This is a genomic window from Candidatus Eisenbacteria bacterium (genome assembly GCA_035712145.1).
Taxonomy (GTDB): domain Bacteria; phylum Eisenbacteria; class RBG-16-71-46; order RBG-16-71-46; family RBG-16-71-46; genus DASTBI01.
The window spans coordinates 1-20,659 of record DASTBI010000151.1 but is presented as its reverse complement, the minus strand read 5'-3'; the positions used below and the strand labels follow the sequence as shown (position 1 = coordinate 20,659).

Here is a 20,659-nt window from a genome sequence, read left to right as displayed (position 1 = left end):
GCCCTCGATTAGCGGCGCGTCACCTCGGCGGCGCCCGTGGAAGGAACGCCGACCGGAGCCGCATGGCTCTCCTTGGCGCTGCTGCCACCGATCCGCATGCCGTAGAAGCTGCGGTACACGAAGAACAGCGCCACCAGCATGAAGACCGCCGCCACGATGCCGGCGATCCCGGGGTTGGCGACGCCCATCTCGACCGCCAGCAGTCCGAACAGCGTGGTGAACTTGATGATCGGGTTGAGCGCGACCGAGGAGGTGTCCTTGTAGGGGTCGCCCACCGTGTCGCCCACCACCGTGGCGTCGTGGAGCGGCGTGCCCTTCATGTTCAGCTCGACCTCGACCACCTTCTTGGCGTTGTCCCACGCGCCGCCGGCGTTCGCCATGTACACCGCCTGGAACAGGCCGACGATCGCGATCGAGACCAGGTAGGCGATGAAGAACACCGGGTTGAAGAACGCATAGGCGATGGTGAGGCTGAAGATCACGATGAAGATGTTGAACATCCCGGCCTGCGCGTACTGGGTGCAGATCTTCACCACCGTCTTCGAGGCCTCGATGCTCGCCTTCTCGACCGAGTCGAGATTGATGTTGCGCTTGATGAACTCGACCGCTCGGTAGGCGCCGGTGGTCACGGCCTGCATGGACGCGCCGGTGAACCAGTAAACGGTGGCGCCGCCCATCAGCAGGCCGAGCAGCACGAACGGATCGAGGAGATCGAGCGTGAAGGTCTGGCCCAGCTCCTGGTAGTGCTCCCTCAGCACCAGGATGATCGAGAACACCATGGTGGTCGCGCCGGCCACGGCGGTGGCGATCAGCACGGGCTTGGCGGTGGCCTTGAAGGTGTTGCCCGCGCCGTCGTTGTCCTCGAGGTAGTGCTTGCCCTTGGCGAAGTCGGGGCGGAAGCCGAACTTCTTCTCCACCTCGTTGGAGATGTTGGGCACCTGCTCGATCTGCGACAGCTCGAAGATCGACTGGGCGTTGTCGGTGACCGGGCCGTAGGAGTCGACCGCGATCGTGACCGGGCCCATGCCGAGGAGTCCGAAGGCCACGAGGCCGAAGGCGAACACCGCGGGGAAGTCCATGTAGGACGCCAGCCCTTGCTGCGACATCAGGTACGAGATCAGCAGCAGGACCGCCAGGGTGAGGGCCTTCCAGAACACCGAGAAGTTCCCCGCCACCATGCCCGACAGGATGGTCAGCGATGCGCCGCCTTCCCTCGAGGCCGCGACCACCTCGGCCGTGTGTCGCGAGTGCGAGCTGGTGAAGACCTTGGTCAGCTCGGGGATCAGGGCCGCCGCCAGCGTGCCGCACGAGATGATGGTGGACAGCTTCCACCACAACCCGTTGCCGAACGTGGCATCGGGCAGCAGCCACTTCGACGCGGCGTAGGTCACGACGATGGAGAGGATGGAGGTGATCCAGACCAGGTTGGTGAGCGGCTGCTCGAAGTTGATCTTGTCCTTGCCGCTGTTCTGCGCGCGCGCCACCGACGCGTTCACCAGATACGCGCCCATCGAGGTGAGGATCATCAGGATGCGCATCACGAAGATCCACACCAGGAACGCGGCCTTGTGGTCAGGGATGACCGCGAGCGCGATGAAGGAGATCAGCGCCACGCCGGTCACGCCGTAGGTCTCGAAGCCGTCCGCCGTGGGGCCCACCGAGTCGCCGGCGTTGTCGCCGGTGCAGTCGGCGATCACGCCGGGATTGCGGGGATCGTCCTCCTTGATCTTGAACACGACCTTCATGAGGTCGGAGCCGATGTCGGCGATCTTGGTGAAGATGCCGCCCGCGATACGCAGGGCCGAGGCGCCGAGCGACTCGCCGATCGCGAAGCCCAGGAAGCAGGCGCCGGCGTTCTCGGGCGAGACGAAGAGGAGAATGGCGAGCATCATGATGAGCTCGACGCAGATCAGCAGCACGCCGATGCTCATCCCCGCCTGGAGCGGAATCTCGTAGACCTGGAGCGGTTTGCCGCGCAGCGAGGCGAACGCCGTCCGGCTGTTGGCCAGCGTGTTCATGCGGATCCCGAACCAGGCCACGCCGTAGCTGCCGAGGATGCCGACGATCGAGAACAGGATGATCGTGGCCACGCGCCCGAAGTCGAGATGCTGCAGCACGCCGAAGTAGTAGACGATGCACGCCGCGATGAAGGCCTCGAGCACGATGAGCAGGCGACCCTGTTGGAGCAGGTACGTCTTGCACGTCTCGTAGATGATCGTGGACACGTCGAGCATCGACTGATGCGCGGGCATGGCCTTGACCTGGTTGAACATCCACATGCCGAAGAGCATGCCGACGACGCAGACTCCGAGACCGTAGAACAGCAGCGTCCGCTGGCCGGGATCGAGCGTGGGGAGCTTCAGGTCCAGCTCGCTGGCGAACGCGCCGGCGCTGGTGAGCGCGAGCAGGGCCACGCTCGCGAGCAGGCCGAGAAGGGTGGGGAGGAGGCGGGCCTTGAGGGCAGCGCCCGGGATCAGCGGTCGACTCATCGAGGAGCTCCTTCGATTGGGTCTCGGAGGGGTTGTCTCGGTGTACCGACCGACGGGCAAGCCTTGCCAGAAGAGCACTTGAGGGCCCGGCCGGGCGGTGAGACTCCGCGTCTCAGCACGAAGCCGATCGCGGAGCGACGGAGGAACATAACGAAGCACCCAGAGCCGGGCAAGCGGCAAAGGAAAGACGCACAAAACCTTGGAATTCGCGTCACGGCGAGCGTACCGTCATCGCAGCCCGACCGGGGAAGGAGGTCCCCATGAAACCCTCGGCGGTAGGCTTCGTCGTCATCGTCGCCGCGTTTCTCCCCGCCTGCGGCGGGACGAAGGTCGATCCCCTTCCTACCGGACCTCTTCCTCCGTCCCACACCTGGGTAGATCTCGGCCTCACCAGGAGCCGGAGCTATGTGTGGACGCTCGCCAACGACGGCGACCGCCTGCTCGCGGGGGGCGAATTCTATGGAGTCAATGGACGAACCTATTTGAGCCTCGTCGCCTGGAACGGCGTCACGTGGACTCCGATAGACCCTCAGCCCAACGGCGTGGTGGAAGCGCTGGGCTCTTACGGGGGGCAACTGGTCGCGGGCGGCAATTTCACGGCGATCGGACCCACTCAGGCCGCCCGAATCGCCCTGCGGAACGGCGCCGCATGGGAGCCTCTGGGAGCAGGAGTGGATGGCGTCGTGCTGTCGACGGCCGAGCGCGGGGGCGAGCTGGTGGTCGCCGGCGGCTTCCGAAACGCCGGAGGATCTGCGGCCGAGCGCATCGCTCGCTGGGACGGCGCCCATTGGAAGACGCTCGGACCAGGACTGAATGGCAACGTCCATGCTCTGGTCGTTCACGATGGCTCACTCATCGCCGCGGGCCAGTTCACGGCTGCCGGCAGCATGGTTGCGCTCAGGATCGCGCGCTGGGATGGCACCCAATGGCACGCGATGGGCGACGGATTCGACAACGCGGTCATGGCGTTGGCGGTCGTGGATGGCGCCCTTTACGCGGCCGGCTTTTTCATGCACTCAGGCAACGAGGTTCTCAAAGGCGTCGGTCGCTGGAATGGCTTCATGTGGGAGCCCGTGGGCGAAGGACTGCCGATCGAGGGCCAGAACGTCGTGTTCTCACTCGGCCAATACCAAGGAGACCTGATCGCCGGCGGACGCTTCCCGGGTCAGGTCGCCCGCTGGCGCGACGGTGCCTGGACCGAGCTGCCCGGACTCGATGGCTCGGTCTACGAGTTCGCGGTCTTCCGTGACGAGCTGATTGCCGGCGGTGCCTTCGGGGCCGTGGACCCGCACTCTCCGGATGTGATCGCGCGCTGGGTCGAGTGAACCCTGACGTCCTCTAGGTCGTCCTTCTGGCGAGGACCAGGGTGATGTCGTCGGTGGCGCCCTGCTCGCCCTCGAAGTCGCGCACGGCGGAGGCGATGGCGCGTGCGATCTCGGCGCACGGACGCCGGTCCGAACGGGCGAGCGCTTCGACCAGGCGTTCATCGCCCCACTGCTGGCCCGACTCGTTGGCGCCTTCCGTCACGCCGTCGGTATAGAGAGCGACCAGGTCGCCGGGCTCGAGCGTGACTTCGCCCCGCTCGTAACGAGAGTCCTCGAGGATCCCGAGGATCGTGCCGCCCTGCTCGAGCAGCTCGTGCGATCCGTCGCGCCGCATCAGCACCGGCGGATTGTGGCCCGCGTTCACGTAGGTGAGCTTTCCGCTCAGGCCCTCGAGGAAGCCGAGGAACGCAGTCACGAACTTGCCGGGATCGAGGCTTCCGTGCAGCAGCCGATTGAGGCGCTCGGCGAGCGCGTCGGGCTCGATGCGAGCCAGGTCCTGGCTCACCAGTCCGGTGCGGAATGCCGACATGATGAGCGCGGCGGGCACGCTCTTGCCCGAGACGTCGGCAATCACCAGCAGCACGCGCCCGTCGCCCAGTGCCATGTGGTCGAAGTAGTCTCCGCCGACCTCGCGCGCGGGCTCATAGAGTCCCGCGATCTCCATCCCGGGAACGTCCGGCGCAGCGGCGGGGAGAAGGCGGGCCTGGATGCGCCGCGCGACCTGCAGCTCGTTCTCGATCCGGTCCTGTTCCTTCTCGATCTCGCGTGCGCGCGCCAGTCCTTCGGCGGCGAGGTTGAAGGCGCCTGCGACTTCCCACAGGTCGTCCTTGCCTCTCACGTCGATGCGGTGCCCGAGATCGCCGTTGCGCAGCTTCTCGGCCGCGACCCGCAGCTCCTCGACCGCGCCGGTGATGCTGCGCCCCATGTTGGTCACCATGACGATGTCCCACACCGCGATCACCAGGAACAGGACGGCGACAAAGGTGAGCAGCACGATCGGCAGATAGCTGAACGGGTTTTCGCGCGAGAGCTGGAAGATGCCGGCCAGAAGCCGGGACGGCGGATTGTCAGCCGACATCAGAAAGGACGAGCGCACCCATCGGTCCTGGTCGTAGGCGATGCCGCCGATCATGACGTAGCCCTGGGTGAGGAGCGTCATCACCGAGCGGGGGCGCGTGTCGAAGGTGTCGGCGCCCACCGCGAGGCGCGTGTTGCGACGCAGCCCGGACCGCGTGCCACGCTCGGGCGAGTCTTCACCGCGTCCCTGCGAAGGGGTGAGGTCGATGTCAGGATCCTCGTCGAGGCCCCGGCGAGCGACCATGTCGACGCGCGCGTTCACCAGGCGTCCGAGCGAGTCGAGGATTGGGACGACCGGGATCAGGGCCACGGCGGCACGCGATCCCGAGCGCGCCGCGGCGCCCAGGAACAGCGAGTCGCCGAACCTCACCAGTCCCCGTCCCGGGACGCGGCCGAGCGAATCGGGCCACGTCATGAGCGCCGCCTCGTCGAGCAGCGAATCCCCCGCCACGCGGTCGAGCGCGCCGGCCGCGCGATGCCATAGCCGAAGTCGCGGCCAATCGACCCGGTGGAGCTCGGCGATCGCCTCGAGCTGCGCTCGATCGCGCTCGGGGTCGGAGAGCGCGGCCTCGAGCGTGAGGCTCATGCGCTCCGACTCGTGCCCGAGCGCCCGTGCCGCGACCTGCGCGCGGTCCTGGCTGACGCCGAGCACCGTGGTCGAGATCCACATGCCCGCCACCAGCAGGAGCGGCACCAGCGCCACCAGCAGGTGTGACAGCGCCAGCCGCCATCCGACCCGGCGGATGCCGAGGCTCGGGTCGCGCACGAACGCGCCGAACAGCACGATCGCGCCGTAGGTGGCGTGGAGGCCGGCCACCGTCGCCGCGAACCGCGCCAGCTGCATGAAGGGTCGTTCCCACTCGGCCAGGGTTCCCAGTCGACCCGGCGGGGGGATGGCCGAGGCGATGGCCGCGAGGGCGATCGCCGCGACCCCGAACTGGAACAGGCGCACGGTCTCGAGACGCGAGCGCCAGCGGTAAGCGACGGTTCCGAACGAGGCGAGCCACGCCGCCAGCAGCCAGCGTCCGCCCGCCAGGGCCAGCGCGGCAGATCCGAGAAACAGGAGCCGCGGGATCAGATCTCGCCGTCGCATCTCGACCGCGATCAGCACGGAGATCGCGAGCCACGTGACGAGGCCGGTGATCGCGGCGACCGGCACGAGCGCTGAACGCAGCCCGCGTGCCGCGGAGGCCAGGTGGAGGAGGAGCACCTCGCTCACCACCGCGATCGCGAGCAGCAGGAGCCAGCGCACGAGCGCGCGGTCGTCGAGCGTCCGCGCCCGCCGGTGCGCCCAGAGTGTCGCCGCGGCCGCCACCACCGTGAGGAGCGCGATCACGGCGGCACTCTACTCGATCGTTCGTGGGGTGAGGCACTCCGGTTGCGGGACGGCTCGGAACGAGCGACATTTCCCGCGGCCATTAGGAGGACACATGCGCCCTGCCCTCTGGTTCGCCCTCTCTCTGCTGCTCGCTCCTTCTCTCGCGAACGCCCTCACCACCCCCGAAGCCTTCCTGAAGCATCGCGTCGGCGAGGATCGCAAGCTCGCCGACCACGGTCGGATCGTCCGCTACTTCGAGATCCTCGATCGCGAGTCGCCGCGCCTCATGCTGGTCAAGCTCGGCAAGACCACGCTCGGCCGCGACATGGTGATGGCGGTGATCTCGAGCGAGGCCAACGTCCAGAACGCCGCCGCGGCGCGGAGCGACGCGGCGAAGCTCGCCAACCCCGCCGGTCTCACCCCCGAGCAGGCGCGCGCGCTGGCCGCCTCGGGCAAGGTGATCGTGCTGGTCACGTGCAGCATCCATTCGAGCGAGATCGGCGCCAGCCAGTTCTCGATGGAGTGGGCGCACCGCTTGTGCGCGAGTCAGGACCCCAGGGTCACGGGCTGGCTGGACGACGTGATCCTGCTGCTCATGCCGTCGATCAATCCCGACGGCACCGACATGATCGTCGACTACTACCGGAAGTTCCTCGGCACCGAGTGGGAGGGAGGGCGGCTGCCGTGGCTCTATCACCATTACGCGGGACACGACAACAACCGTGACTGGTTCATGCTCAACCTGGCCGAGACCCGCATGGTGAACCGCGTGCTCCACCACGAGTGGTTCCCTCAGGTCTTCCTCGACATGCACCAGATGGGCACTCTCGGCCCGCGCATGTTCGTGCCGCCGAACGCGGATCCGGTCGCTCCGGTGGTATCACCGATGCAGTGGCGATTGAACGACCTGTTCGGGACCAACATGAGCTTCCGCCTCGAGGATGGCGGGAAGAGCGGCGTGATCAGCTCGTGGAGCTACGATGCCTACTGGCCGGGCGGCACCAAGAACACCGCGTGCCTCAAGAACGTCGTGGGCCTGCTGACCGAGGTGGCTTCGTGCCGCATCGCCACGCCGGTCGAGGTCGACGCGGGCGAGCTTTCGGGTGGCCGCAAGGGACTTCCCGACTACCGCCAGCAATCCAACTTTCCCAATCCCTGGCCGGGCGGGCGCTGGCGGCTGCGCGACATCGTCGACTACGAGCTGATCGCGGCCGACGCGCTGCTCGAGACCTGCTCGAGCTACCGCGAGGAGATCCTGCGGAACTTCCACGAGACCGGGCGCCAGTCGATCCAGACCGGGACCAGCGAGGCGCCGTTCGCGTACGTGGTGCCGGCCGAGCAGCGCGATCCTTCCGCGGCGCGGCAGATGATCGCCATCCTGCGGGAGAACGGACTTCAGTCGTTCGTCGCCGCGGAGAGCTTCACCGCCGGTGGCCGGCAGTTCGCGGCGGGCAGCACGGTGTTCCCCGCCGCACAGCCCTACCGCGCGTTCCTGGTGGAGATGATGGAGCGGCAGCGCTACCCGGAAGTGCGCCAGGGGCCAGACACGAAGGAGATCTTCAAGCCGTACGACGTCACCGCATGGACCCTGCCGCTCATGATGGGCGTGGACTGGGCCCGCGTGGATGAGCCGTTCGACGTGGCCCAGTCGCCACCCGGAGACCGGGGGCGTTCACCGTCCGTCGATCCCTCCTTCGATCACGTGCTCCCGGCATCGGCCAACGCCAGCTACCGGGTCGTCAACCGGCTGATGGCGCGCGGCGTCGCGGTCTCGCGCGTGACCCAGGCGCGCACCTCCGCGGCCGATGCGCAGCCCGCCGGCGTCGGCCTCGGCGATTTCATCGTGCCGGCGACGGCCACCAAGCTGTTGATGGCCTTACCCGAGACACTTCGAGTTCCACTCGAAGCCATTCCTGCAGGCGCGCAGGTCGGCCAGCGCCGGCTCCGGGCCCCGCGCATCGGCCTCTACAAGCCGTGGGCGGCCTCGATGGACGAGGGGTGGACGCGCTTCATCCTCGATCAGTACGAGTTCAAGTACTCGAACATCCCCAATGCCGACATGAAGAAGAAGAACCTGCGCTCGCGGTTCGACGTGATCCTCCTGCCGGACATCGACAAGAACGTGATCGTGGACGGCAAGCCCAAGAGTGATGACGGCGCGTACTTCGAGCCGCTCCCTTCACCTTATGCGGGAGGGATCGGCAAGGACGGCGTGGCCAGTCTCAAGGCGTTCGTCGAGCAGGGAGGGACTCTGGTGTGCATGACCGGCTCGTGCGAGCTGGCGCTCGAGGAGCTCGGTCTGCCGGTGCGAAACGCCGTCGCCAAGCTCAAGGCCTCCGAGTTCTCGCTGCCCGGGACTCTCGTGAATCTCGAGGTCGATCCTTCACACCCACTGGGGTGGGGCATGTCCGAATCCAGCGTCGCCTATGTCACGGGTGGCCCTGTGTTCAACACCTCCATCCCCGGCGCCAATGTGGGCCGGGCCGTGGTCGCCCGCTATCCGAGGTATGCCGACCAGGTCGTGGCGAGTGGGTGGGCCGACGGCACCGAGAGCATGACCGGCCGCGGCGCCATCGTGGAGGCTCGACTCGGCAAGGGCCGCGTGGTGCTGTTCGGCCCCCGTGTGCAGCATCGCGCCCAGATGGTCGGCACGTTCAAGTTCCTGTTCAATGCCCTGCTGCGGACGGCCGTCGGCGAATGAGGCAACGCCCCCAGGGCGAGGCGCGCTTGAGGGATACCGCGCACAGGCTTAGGCTCAATCCGGCTACGGAACTCCAGGCCCGCGGTCGATAACCCAAGGAAGCCATGACCGATCCCACAAAGGCCACCACTCAAGTCAGCGAGCTCGAAGCCCGCGCGGTCGCGGAAGCCTCCCGGGAGACCGTGTGGGAAGCGCCTTCCTTCGTGCGCGAGCTGTTCCTCGGCCATCTCGACCTGAGCCTGATCCATCCGTACCCCGAGCCCGCAGCCGGCGAGGAAGAGCGCGCGCGTCCGTTCCTCGAGAAGCTCGAGCGCTTCCTCGAAGACGTCGTGGACGGGGAGGAGGTGGAGCGCACCGGCAGGATCCCGGACGCCTGGGTGCAGCAGCTGCGCGAGATGGGAGCGTTCGGCATCAAGATCCCGCGCGAGTACGGCGGTCTCGGACTCTCGCAGTACACCTACGGCCGCGCCATGGGCATGGTGTCGACCAAGTGCGGCTCGATGGTGGCGTTGCTCTCGGCGCATCAGTCGATCGGCGTGCCCACACCGCTCAAGATGTTCGGCACCGAGGAGCAGAAGAAGCGTCTGCTGCCGCGGCTCGCGAAGGGCGCGATCTCGGCCTTCGCGCTCACCGAGGTCGACGTCGGCTCGGATCCGGCGCGCATGAGCACCACCGCCACGCCGACCTCGGACGGCGCCGCCTACATCCTGAACGGCGAGAAGCTGTGGTGCACGAACGGCACCGTGGCCGAGCTGATGGTGGTGATGGCGCGCACCCCGGGGAAGAGCGGCAAGCCGGGTCCGATCAGCGCGTTCATCGTCGAGACCAACTCGCCGGGCTTCGAGGTGGTGCAGCGCCTCGAGTTCATGGGAATCCGCGGCATCGAGAACGCGCTGCTCCGCTTCACCAACGTGAGGGTGCCGAAAGAGAACCTGCTGTGGGGCGAGGGCAAGGGCTTGAAGCTCGCGCTCATCACGCTCAATACCGGGCGGCTCACGCTGCCCGCCACCTGCGTCGCCGCCGGCAAGTGGTGCGTGCAGGTGTCCCGTCGCTTCGCCAACGAGCGCGTCCAGTGGGGCAAGGCCGTCGGCAAGCACGAGGCCGTCGCGACCATGCTGGCCGAGATGGCGGCGCGCACCTACGCGATGGAGGCGATCGCCGATCTGTGCTCGCTGCTCGGCGATGCGGGCAAGTCGGACATCCGCCTCGAGGCCGCGATCGCCAAGCTGTGGAACAGCGACGTGGCGTGGGAGATCTCGGATCAGGCGATCCAAGTGCGCGGTGGACGCGGCTACGAGACGGCGCGCTCGCTGGCGTCGCGCGGCGAAGCGCCGATCCCGCTCGAGCAGCTGCACCGCGACCTGCGCATCAATCGCATCTTCGAAGGCACGAACCAGGTCATGCGACTGTTCATCGCCCGTGAAGCGCTCGACCAGCATCTCGACGTCGCCGGCGACGTGGTGATGCCCGGCGTGCCGCTCGGCAAGAGGCTCGCGGGCATGGTGCGCGCCGGATTCTTCTATGCGTGGTGGTATCCGAGCCGGTGGCTCGGTTGGGGACGCTGGCCTCGCTACGGGAGCTTCGGACGGCTGGCGCGTCACGTGCGCTACGTGGACCGGACGTCCCGGCGGCTCGCTCGCCAGCAGTTCCATCTCATGGTCACCCAGGGACCGGCGCTCGAGAAGCGCCAGGGGCTGCTCTTCCGCTGCGTCGACATCGGCGCCGAGCTGTTCGCGATGGCCGCCGTCTGCTCCCGCGCACAGCGTGACGTGCGTGCCGATTCCCAGAACCGCACGCCGCTCGAGCTGGCCGACCTCTTCTGCCGGCTCTCGCGGGCAAAAGTCGAAGCCCTGTTCGAGGGAATCCGGGCCAACGCCGACCCCGAGGCCTACCGGGTGGCGAAGGGGCTGCTCGAAGGCCGCTACGACTGGCTCGAAGAGGGCATCGTCGATGCTCCCGCCTCGCCCGAGGCCGCCGAGCCCAGCGTCACCGGAGCCGCCGCGGGGAGCTAAGAGCCGAACGTCAGACTCAGCCCCACGCGCACGTTGCGGCCTTCCATGAACACCCGCGGATCGCGCACCGGCACCCAATCGAGCACGTGGTCGCCGTCCACGTCCTTGAGGTAAGCGCCTCCAGCCCGCCCGGTCTCGGTGTAGTAGATCAGGTACTCGTCGCCGGACTGATTCACGAAAGGATTGGGGAAGACGCCCTGGCTCAGGGTGGCGACGTTTCGCGCGTCGAGCACGTTACGGGCGTCGATGAACACCGTGACCGGTCGGTTCCACACCTTGAAGTAACGGTCGGCGTCGACGTTCAGTGTGGCGCTCGCGGGCAGCCGGCGCGAGTTCGTGAGCACCGGGTCCGCGCGGCGATCGTTGCGGAAAGTGGGCGTAAACGGCCGGCCCGAGCCGTAGCTCCACAGGAACCGCAGGCCCCAGCGTCCGGGATCGCGCACCGTTCCTTGCAGTGAGAGCGTGTTGCGCTGGTCCCACGCCAGCGGCAGCTCGGAGATCGGCAGATAGAGCCGGCCCCCGGTGTAGAACTGCTGCGCCTGGCGAGGATCCGAGGCGACCCCGCTGGCGATCTGGTAGGTGTAGTTGATCTCGGCCGAGAACTTGTGGCTGAAGCTCTTGGTGATGCTGGCCTCGAAACCGCGCGCGCTGGCGTAGTCGCGATTGACGTAGCGTGTGATCTGGTTGCCGAACTGGTCACGATCGTCCCGCACCGTGATCAGCCCGTAGATGTCGCGGAAGAACACCGCGAACTGCCCCGAGACGTCGCGGGTGAACAGGTGCTGGACCGCGGCCTGATACGCGACGTTGGTCTCGGGCTCGAGGTCGGGATTCCCGCGCGTGGCGACCGTGGCCGAAAGCCCGCGGTTCTCGAAGACGTAGTTGCGCGCCGGTGTCTGATAGGTCCAGCCGTAATTGAAGCTGAGCGCGTCCTTGTCCGAGATCGGATAGGCGATCCCCAGCCGCGGACTGAGCTGCTGCTTGTAGCGTCTGCCGCTCGGGAGGTCACGATCGGCGATCTGCGCTCCGGGCGTGAAGAAATCGAAGCGCAGCCCGGCGTTCAGAATCATGCCTTCGAACTCCCAGCGATCCTGCGCGTACCAGGCGCCCTCGGGATTCTCGTTGAGGAAGTCCGAGCGGACCGCACCGGGAAGGCCGTTGTTGTCGCCGTTGGGGATCTGGATGCCGAGGTTGCGGACCCGGTTGTACCGCGCCTCGAATCCGGTCTTGAGCGTGTGCCCTTTGATGCCGCTGCTCGAGAAGTCGCTCTTCACGACCCAGGTCGCCGCCTGGCGCTCGGAATAGACCGGGTAGTCGCCATGCGTGGCGAAGAAGAGGTCGTTCTCGGTGTTGCCGTCCCAGTACTCGGGAGTCGACACCCAGTAGTCCCACGGCTGCTTTCGGCCGACCGACGTGAGGTGGTCGAAGGCGATCGACGAGATCCGCGTAGTCCACGCCGCGGTGTTCGAGAGCTGATTCGTCCACACTGCGGTGAGGCTCGCAAAGCGATCGTTCTCGGTGGGAACGTGGTCGGGCATGTTGATCGCCTTGTACGTGCTGTCCAGCGGAGTGGCCGACCACTGGCCGTATCGGGTCCGGTACTGATCGGGCTGGCCGGTGACGTGGACCGTGTCGCTCGTCACCTGAACGAAACCGCTGCGGCTCCACATGTGCTCGTAGGGTGTGTAGCTCGAGCGGTTGCGAATCGCCTCGAGAGTGACTTTGTGACGCGCGTTGAGGCGGTAGGCGAGCTTGAAATTCGTATGGATCTGGTTGGACTGGCGGTTCCCGAGTGAGATGAAGTCCCACAGTGTCTGCTGCGGCGTGGTGACCCGCGCGTGAGGGTAGAGGTTCTGGAACGAGCCCTCGTAGGTCATGAAGTAGGTCAGGTCGCGCACCATGGTGGGTCCACCCAGGGCGAACGTGACGCGATCGAAATGGTTGAAGGTCTTGGTGGGATCGCCGTAGCGGTCGGTATCCCAGCGCAGCTCCCCGGAGAACCGCTCCGTGCCCTCGCGCGTATTGACCGCGATGATTCCCGAAAGCGCGCCCCCGAACTCGGCCTCCATGTTTCCGGCGTGGAGAGTCACCTCGCTCACCGCCAGGTTGGCGAGCCCGACATTCTCTCCCGAGAGCGCGTTGGTCATCTCGATGTCGTTGACGCGGACCTTGACCTCGTCGCTGCGACTTCCGCGAACGTGCAGCCCGCTGGCATCGACCACCACGCCTGGGGCGTGCTCCATGGCCTGCATGTAGCTGTCGATCCCCGGCATGTCCCTCAGCTCATCGCCCGTCTTCTGGTGCTTGGTGTTGACGCTGCCCAGGTCGCGACGCTTGCCGAGCACTTCGACCTCGGGAAGCTCGCGGACCGGCGCAGCATCCGCTTCCATTTGGAAATGGACGGTCGCGGTCGCACCGGCATTGATGGACACGCGGGTGACCTGCGGCGTGAACCCGAACGAGCGGGCCCGCACCTGGTGAGGCCCGACCGCGACGCCGGTCAGTCGAAAGCGTCCATCGGCATCGGTGATTGCGCCGACTCGGGTGCCGAGCACCATGACCTCGACGCCGGGGAACGGCGTTCCGTCACTCTGGAGGACGCGTCCGACGATCTGTCCGGTCGCGGAGGGTTGATTGGACGGCGCTTGTGCAAACGCCGCGGCCGGGACGAGAACACATGCACACGCGAGCGCTCGAAGGAGCATGGCCCACCTCGTTCCTTCGGCTCTCCCGGTCCGGGAGCCCGCTGGGGCGGATTCATCCGCCGCGACAGCTCATCGCCGGCGTGCGGCCGTGGCCTCGTCCAGGACCGTCACCGGCCTCCATGGAGCCCGGTCTTCATCACCCGGTCTTCCGAACGGCGCCGAGCCTCGGTGGGCACTTCGAGCCACCCGGTGGGTCTCCAGGGATACGGTGGCCTCGACTCGGCGAACTCGACACTCCTCCGGAGACTCTCGGAGGTCAAGCATTTCATGGGGTTCTGGAGCCCCGAGGCCCGACGTTGCTCCCGCCCACACCCCTGGGGCAGAATACCCGGCCGAAACCCGCCAGGGAGGCGGGTAGGCGCCTTTCCGGGTTCCCGCACCGTCAGGCGCCGCCTGCGGGTCCGCAAGACCGCGGCGCCACCTCACTCAGGGAGTTGCGGCCGGCCTCGTGTCCTCCAGTTCCTCCAAACAACAGCGAAGAATCCTCGGGCTCCTGCTGGCGGCATTCGCCGCGTTGAGCCTGGTGAGCCTGATCACTTATGAGGCCCCGTTGCCCTACTCCTCGCCGTGGAGCGCGGCGAACGCCTGCGGGCCGGTGGGGGCACTGCTGGCGACCGTGCTGGTGTGGGGGGTCGGACTCATGGCGGCCTTCGGCGTTCCGTTGATGGCCGGCGCGTGGGCGTGGAATCGCCTGCGCGGGAACCCGGGCTCGCCGCTCGTGGTGCGATCCGCGCTCGGTGCGCTCGTGCTGTTCGAGGTGTGCGCGCTGCTGGGACTCGCCGGACTCCAGCGCGATGCATGGGTCGGAGGGTGGGGACTCGCTGCGTCGCTCGCGCTTCGCGCCGCGCTCGGCAGCGTGGGCTCGTGGGTGGTGGCGGGTGCGGTGTTCGGCGTGACGGCGCTGGCCGCGAGCGAGTTCGGCTTCCAGTGGGTCGGTCGCCTCGCCAGCGCGATCACGATCGAGCCGCTGCGCGCGCTCGCCGCGAGCTACGTGGAATGGCGCGAGGCGCGCGCGCGCGCGCCCAAGGTGAGCGCGCCGCGCAAGGTGAAAGCTGCGAAGTCAGCGCCGCCCGAAAAGGAACCCTCGCCCAAGCCACGCATCACCGCGGTGACGGCGGCCCCGGTCGCGGCGGCGGCCGAGGGACTGTCGCAGATGGCGCTGCCGCTCGAGAAGAAGTCGCCACCGAAGCCAAAGCCCGCGCGTCCCGAATCCGCGCGCGTCGCGGCGCCCGCGGCGGAGAGCCAGAACGGAACCGACGACACCCTGCCCGCGCTCAGCCTGCTGGCGATGCCCGCGCAGCAGGAGGATCTGATCACCGCGTCCGACCTCACCGCCGAAGCGAATCTGTTGGTCGCCAAGCTTGCCGACTTCGGGATCGTAGGCCGGGTCACCGAGATCCACCCGGGACCCGTGGTCACCACGTTCGAGTTCGAGCCCGCGGCCGGCGTGAAGGTCAACCAGATCGTGTCCCGCGAGGACGACCTGGCGCTCGCCCTGCGGGCCCAGAGGATTCGTATCCTGGCCCCCATTCCCGGCAAGGGGGCCGTGGGCGTCGAGATCCCGAACCGCAGGCGGCGTACGGTGTATCTACGGGAGGTGCTGTCCTCCCCCCAGTACGAGCAGAGCCAGGCTGCGCTCAAGCTGCCGATGGGGGTGGACGTCGTCGGCCAGCCGTTCGTCGCCGACCTGACCAAGATGCCCCACCTGCTCGTGGCCGGCGCCACCGGGTCGGGCAAGAGCGTGTGCCTCAACGCGCTGATCAGCGGCCTTCTCTTCCAGCACGGACCCAAGTCTCTGCAGATGGTGATGATCGACCCCAAGATGCTGGAGTTGTCGGTGTACAACGGCATCCCGCACCTGGTGATGCCGGTGGTCACCGAGCCCAAGCGCGCGAGCCGCGCGCTGCGCTGGGCGGTCTCCGAGATGGAGAAGCGCTACAAGCTGATGGCGACCTGCGGAGCGCGAAACATCCAGGGCTACAACGAGAGAATCGCCGCGGGGCAGGTGCCCAGTGGTCCGACCCAGCCCGACGGCACGTCGCCGGCGCCGCCGGAGCGCCTGTCCTACGTGATGGTGATCATCGACGAGCTCGCCGATCTCATGCTCACCGCGCCGGCCGAGATCGAGGAGCCGATCGCCCGCCTGGCGCAGATGGCGCGCGCCGTGGGCATCCATCTGGTGCTGGCCACGCAACGGCCTTCGGTCGACGTGATCACCGGCGTCATCAAGGCGAACTTCCCCTCGCGAATCGCCTTCCAGGTCGCGAGCAAGACCGACTCGCGCACCGTGCTCGACATGAACGGCGCCGAGAACCTGCTGGGCCACGGCGACATGTTGTTCACGCCGGCCGGCAAGCCCGAACCCTATCGCGTGCACGGCGCGTTCGTTTCCGAAGACGAGGCCGCGCGGGTGGTGGAATTCTGGAAGGCGCGGGCCACCGGCTCGTTCACGCCGCCGCTCGCCACCGACGCCACGCTGCCGGAGAACGACGAGGAAGGCGATGCGCCGGGCGACGAGGACACCGATGATCTGATCCAGGAAGCCGCGCGCCTGGTCGTCACCCACCAGCAAGGCTCCACGTCGCTGCTCCAGCGCCGGCTCAAGGTCGGCTATTCCCGCGCGGGGCGGCTGATGGATCAGCTCGAGAGTCTCGGCGTCGTGGGCCCCTTCCAGGGCAGCAAGGCGCGGGACGTGCTCGTGGACGAGCGCTGGCTCGAGGAGCGGGGATTCGAGTGAAGTCTTCGCCCACCCTCGCGTTCGTCACGCTTGGCTGCCCCAAGAACCAAGTTGACTCGGAGAACATGCTCGGCCTGATGGTGCGGGATGGATTTCGCACCGTTGCCGATCCCGCCGAAGCCGACGTCGCGGTGGTGAACACCTGTGCGTTCCTGCAGAGCGCGGTGCGCGAGTCGCGGGATACGATCGCGTCCATCGCCACGCTCAAGCGAGAGGGATCTCTCAAGGGTCTGATCGTCACCGGATGCCTGGCCCAGCGCGCGGGTGGAGACCTGCTCACCGATTTCCCTGAAGTCGACGCCGTGCTCGGCACGGGTCAGTGGAAGGAAGTTGTCCGCGCCGCGCGTCACGTGCTGGCGCCGCGCCGCAAGGGAGCGCCGGAACGGTTTTCCCTCACCGACGATCCGGGCGGCGCGCTCGATCCCGATTCGCCCCGCGCGCTGTCCACACCGCGCCATCTGGCCTATCTCAAGATCTCGGAAGGCTGCGACCATCGCTGCACGTTCTGCATCATTCCGCGACTGCGCGGGGACCAGAAGAGCCGGCCGCTGCCGGAGATCGTGGCGGAGGCGCGCCGGCTGGTCGCCGAAGGGGTGCGCGAGATCAATCTGATCGGGCAGGACACGACCGGTTGGGGGTCCGATCTGCCGGGCAAGCCCGATCTGGCGGACCTGCTCGAGGCCCTCGACTCCGTCGAAGGCCTGGCATGGATCCGCGTGCAGTACACGTATCCGCGGCTGTGGAGCGACCGCCTGATCGAGACCTGGGCGAGCGCGCGACGCGTCGTGCCCTACGTCGACATCCCGCTCCAGCACATCGCCGCCGACATGCTGCGTCGCATGGCGCGGGGCATGAATGCGAAGGATACGCGCGCGCTCATTCGCCGCATCAAGGATGGCATCCCGGGCGTGGCGATCCGCACCAACTTCATCGTCGGCTTCCCCGGTGAGACCGACGCCGAGTTCGACGAGCTCCTCGCGTACGTCGAGGAAGAGCGTTTCGACCACGTCGTGGTGTTCACCTACGAGCGCGAGCCCGAGACGCCTTCGCACGGCATGGACGGCCAGGTCCACATCGGGCGGCGACGCAGCCGTCGCGCGCGCCTGCTGGCGCTCCAGCAGAAGATCTCGGCCGAGCGGCTGCGCGAGCGCGTGGGCCGGTCGACCAAGGTGATGGTGGACGGCCGGGCCGGACGCCCGAGCGCCGGCACCTGGGCGGCGCGAACGCCCGGCCAGGCGTTCGAGGTGGACGGTGGCGTGATGCTCGAAGGCGAGGACCTCGTGCCCGGCGAGGTGATCGACGCCCGCGTCACGGGCGCCTCGGCATACGATCTGTTCGCCCGCGCCGAAGCGGCGCCTCTGCTCCACGTGGTCGGTCATCCTTCATGATTCGAGTCGTGCTCAGACTATGGATGCTGGTGATGCTGGCCGGCCTTCCGGCCGGCGCGCATGCCAAGACCTACCGCTACCAGGGAGGTCCTCAGCCTCAGCCCGACACCACGCTCTCGGTCGCGGTGCCCGAGATCGAGGAGGTCGTACGCGCGCGCGGACCGAAGGTGCCGCTGACGAATCTCCAGATGCTGACCATGGTGTCGAACACGGCGTTCGAGAACGGGCTGAAGGGCGCGCCGCTCGAGAAAGGAAACCAGATCGTGCTGGCGCCGGCGGGAGATCATCCGCTCGGTTTCGTGGCCGAGCACTCGGTGTTGCGCGAGCTGGGAAAACGGGGCGTGGTCACCCGCGTGCGTCGCACGCCGGTCCCGGATGACAGCCTGTTCGCCCTCTCCAACCCGGGCGATCCGGTGCTCGAGTATCAGCTCGGCTCGGCGCGCATCACCTATCTGCGTCTGCGCGGATGGCTGCCGGGACGCGTGAAGATCGAGCGTCAGGCGCTGGTCGACGCGCGGCTCACACTCCGATCCGCCGACCGGGGCACCGTGCTCTGGTCGGGCGACGCCGCGCACAACCTGGTCGACGCGTTCTCGCGCAACCAGCTCTCGCTGGTGGAAGACGCGCGCTACGACGCTCTGAAAGCGGAGCCTCCGGGGCGAACCGTTGACAAGGTCATCGAGCCGGTGATCGTCGTCGCCATCGTCGCGGGGCTCATCGCTCTGTTCTTCCAGAACCGTCCCTGATTCCGCCCATGTCCTGGATGCGAAGGACCGCGTGGCTGACCCCGATCCTGCTCCTGTGGCTTGCGGGATGCGGCGGGTCCGTGCTGCCCCAGATCCATTCCGACGCCGATCGCCTGTCCACGGCTCGCCGGCTCTACGAGGACGGCTCGTATGCCGAGGCGATCGAGCTGCTCAAGACCTACACGGCGAGCGCCGGCGGAGCCGACGTGGACGCCGGCATCTACATCCTGGGCCAGTGCTATCTGAAGACGCGCGAATGGGCGTTGGCCGCGGTCGAGTTCGAGCGAGTGCTCAAGGACTACCCCGAGAGTGACTCGGCCGGCTCCGCGGCATTTCGGCTCGGCGAGGCGTACTGGGGACAGTCCCGCAAACCCGACTTCGACCAGGAGTACACGCTCAAGGCGCTGGAGCAATGGCAGAACTATCTCGCCAACTATCCGGATCACTGGCTGGCCGGCGGGGGGCGAGGGAAGGTTCTCGAAGCGCGGACGCGCCTGGCCAAGAAGCTGGTGGCCACCGGGAACCTCTATCTCAAGCTCAAGTATCCGGATCCCGCGAAGGTCTACTTCCAGAGGGTCCTCGACGAGTACGGTGACACCTCGATGAAACCGCACGCGATGCTGGGTCTGGCGCGTTACGAAGCGCGTTTCCCCAACCCCGATCCGGCGATCGCGATCTACAAGCAGATCGAGGCGGAGTTCCCGCGCTCGGGGGTGTCCAACGACGCGGCGCACGAGCGCAGGCGGCTCGAGAAGAAGAAGAAGAGCTGAGGCGATGGCCCGGCAGGGACTCTTCGGCGGCACCTTCGACCCGCCGCACGTCGGCCATCTGGCGCTGGCCGAGTGGGCGCGCGAGCGCCTGAAGCTCGACGAGGTGGTGTTCGTGCCGGTCGGCCAGCCGCCTCACAAGCGCAGCGCGCGGATGTCGAGCGCGCGCCATCGTCTGGCCATGACCCGGCTCGCCACCCGGGGCAACCCGGCGTTTCGCGTCTCGAGCGTGGAGGTCGGCGCGAGGTCCCCTTCTTATACGGTGGACACGCTGCGGCGACTCCGCGAGGAGCGCCCGCGGGATCGCTGGTACCTGCTGATCGGGTCCGACAGCCTGGACGAGTTCCACACCTGGCGAGAGCCCGAGAGCATCCTCCGGCTGTCCACGCTGGCCGTGGCGGAGCGTCCGGGGTGCGGCGAAGAGGCGCGGCGACGGTGGGGCAAGCGGCGCGGCCTCGTCTCGCTCGGGAACCCGGGTCTCGACGTCTCGTCGACGATGGTTCGCGCGCGCGCGCGTGCGGGCCAGTCGCTCCGCTACCTGGTGCCGGATGCCGTGGCCGCCTACATCGCGCGCCACCGGCTCTACCGCTCCGACGCGCTGGCGAGGGCAGGCCGGTGACGTATCGGCCCCAGGAGTTCTGGGAGCGCCGGCTCTCCGAGCAGTTCGATCTGCGCGGGACCGGGCAGCCGGGTCTCTCCGAAGCGTACAACCGCGCGTGCTACGACCTGCGCCGCGCCGTGCTCGAGCAGGCGCTGCGCGACGAGGGATTCGACCCGCGCGGCAAGCGTGTGCTCGACGTGGGTTGCGGCACGGGGTTCTTCACGGCGTTCTACCTGTCGCGCGGCGCGAATCTAACGGGGATCGATATCGCGCCGACCTCGATCGAGCGGCTGCGGCAGCGTCACCCGGAAGCGCGTTTCCTGCTCGCCGACGTGGGCGAGACACCGATCGAAGGCGGCTTCGATCTGGTCAACGCCTTCGACGTGCTCTACCACATCACCGACGACGCGCGCTTCGAGCATGCGGTGCGCACGCTGGCGGGTGCGGTGGGTGACGGTGGACTGCTGCTGCTGACCGACACGTTTCCACCGGACGACGCTCCGGCGCGCGCGGCGGAGCACAATCGCATGCGCCCGCTGTCGCGCTATCGGTCGCTGCTCGAGCCGGCGGGTTTTCAGGTGCGCGCGATCCGGCCCACGCACGTGCTGCTCAATCGCGAGCTGGGCGCCTTCCGGTTTCTCAATCGCGCGCCGGCATTGCTCTACGCGATGGATCGCGCGTTGCTGTCGATGGGTCTGGGTCAGGATCCGGCGGTGAGCAAGCTGCTGGTCGCCAGGCGGGCAGGCCTCAGGGCGTAGGTTTTGGCTAGAAGGCCGTCTCATTCGAGGTGTAG

Annotated in this window: 12 protein-coding genes; 9 read left to right on the top strand and 3 right to left on the bottom strand. The window is 67.7% G+C overall.

Going from position 1 to position 20,659, the window contains the following annotated elements; genetic code table 11:
- Positions 1-8: 8 nt before the first annotated feature.
- Positions 9-2,489, bottom strand: a complete 2,481-nt coding sequence (locus tag VFQ05_09335) for a sodium-translocating pyrophosphatase (GenBank protein ID HET9326961.1) — start codon at positions 2,487-2,489, stop codon at positions 9-11.
- 260 nt (positions 2,490-2,749) lie between these two features.
- Here VFQ05_09335 and VFQ05_09330 point away from each other — a divergent pair, with 260 nt between their 5' ends.
- The gene (locus VFQ05_09330; protein ID HET9326960.1) at positions 2,750-3,814 is read left to right on the top strand and encodes a hypothetical protein; all 1,065 of its coding nucleotides are present in this window, start codon (positions 2,750-2,752) and stop codon (positions 3,812-3,814) included.
- Positions 3,815-3,827: 13 nt separating this feature from the next.
- Here VFQ05_09330 and VFQ05_09325 read toward each other — a convergent pair whose 3' ends face one another.
- Positions 3,828-6,227, bottom strand: a complete 2,400-nt coding sequence (locus tag VFQ05_09325) for a SpoIIE family protein phosphatase (protein ID HET9326959.1) — start codon at positions 6,225-6,227, stop codon at positions 3,828-3,830.
- Positions 6,228-6,321: 94 nt separating this feature from the next.
- Between VFQ05_09325 and VFQ05_09320 the strand changes: the two genes are divergently transcribed.
- Positions 6,322-8,910, top strand: coding sequence for a M14 metallopeptidase family protein (locus VFQ05_09320; protein ID HET9326958.1), 2,589 nt, complete (start codon positions 6,322-6,324; stop codon positions 8,908-8,910).
- A gap of 104 nt (positions 8,911-9,014) precedes the next feature.
- Positions 9,015-10,922: an acyl-CoA dehydrogenase family protein gene (locus VFQ05_09315; GenBank protein HET9326957.1), complete on the top strand. Its 1,908-nt coding sequence runs from the start codon at positions 9,015-9,017 to the stop codon at positions 10,920-10,922.
- Here VFQ05_09315 and VFQ05_09310 read toward each other — a convergent pair.
- Positions 10,919-13,627, bottom strand: a complete 2,709-nt coding sequence (locus tag VFQ05_09310) for a TonB-dependent receptor (GenBank protein ID HET9326956.1) — start codon at positions 13,625-13,627, stop codon at positions 10,919-10,921. The genes VFQ05_09315 and VFQ05_09310 overlap by 4 nt on opposite strands.
- A 448-nt stretch (positions 13,628-14,075) precedes the next feature.
- Between VFQ05_09310 and VFQ05_09305 the strand changes: the two genes are divergently transcribed.
- Genes VFQ05_09305 through VFQ05_09280 form a run of 6 tightly spaced genes read left to right on the top strand, consistent with a single transcriptional unit; the run spans position 14,076 to position 20,624 of the window.
- The gene (locus VFQ05_09305; GenBank protein HET9326955.1) at positions 14,076-16,364 is read left to right on the top strand and encodes a DNA translocase FtsK 4TM domain-containing protein; all 2,289 of its coding nucleotides are present in this window, start codon (positions 14,076-14,078) and stop codon (positions 16,362-16,364) included.
- On the top strand, positions 16,361-17,752 hold the full coding sequence (gene rimO / locus VFQ05_09300) for a 30S ribosomal protein S12 methylthiotransferase RimO (protein ID HET9326954.1): 1,392 nt from the start codon (positions 16,361-16,363) through the stop codon (positions 17,750-17,752). The genes VFQ05_09305 and rimO overlap by 4 nt, the downstream gene beginning before the upstream one ends.
- 8 nt (positions 17,753-17,760) lie before the next feature.
- Positions 17,761-18,498 carry a hypothetical protein gene (locus VFQ05_09295; protein ID HET9326953.1) on the top strand — a complete coding sequence of 246 codons (738 nt, stop codon included), beginning with the start codon at positions 17,761-17,763 and terminating at the stop codon, positions 18,496-18,498.
- An 8-nt stretch (positions 18,499-18,506) separates the two neighbouring features.
- Positions 18,507-19,268 carry an outer membrane protein assembly factor BamD gene (gene bamD, locus VFQ05_09290; protein HET9326952.1) on the top strand — a complete coding sequence of 254 codons (762 nt, stop codon included), beginning with the start codon at positions 18,507-18,509 and terminating at the stop codon, positions 19,266-19,268.
- A 4-nt stretch (positions 19,269-19,272) separates the two neighbouring features.
- Entirely contained in the window at positions 19,273-19,884 is a 612-nt protein-coding gene (nadD, locus tag VFQ05_09285; GenBank protein HET9326951.1) for a nicotinate-nucleotide adenylyltransferase, read from the top strand.
- Positions 19,881-20,624 (top strand): class I SAM-dependent methyltransferase, encoded by a 744-nt coding sequence (locus tag VFQ05_09280; protein HET9326950.1) that lies wholly within the window; start codon positions 19,881-19,883, stop codon positions 20,622-20,624. The genes nadD and VFQ05_09280 overlap by 4 nt, the downstream gene beginning before the upstream one ends.
- Positions 20,625-20,659 lie beyond the last annotated feature (35 nt).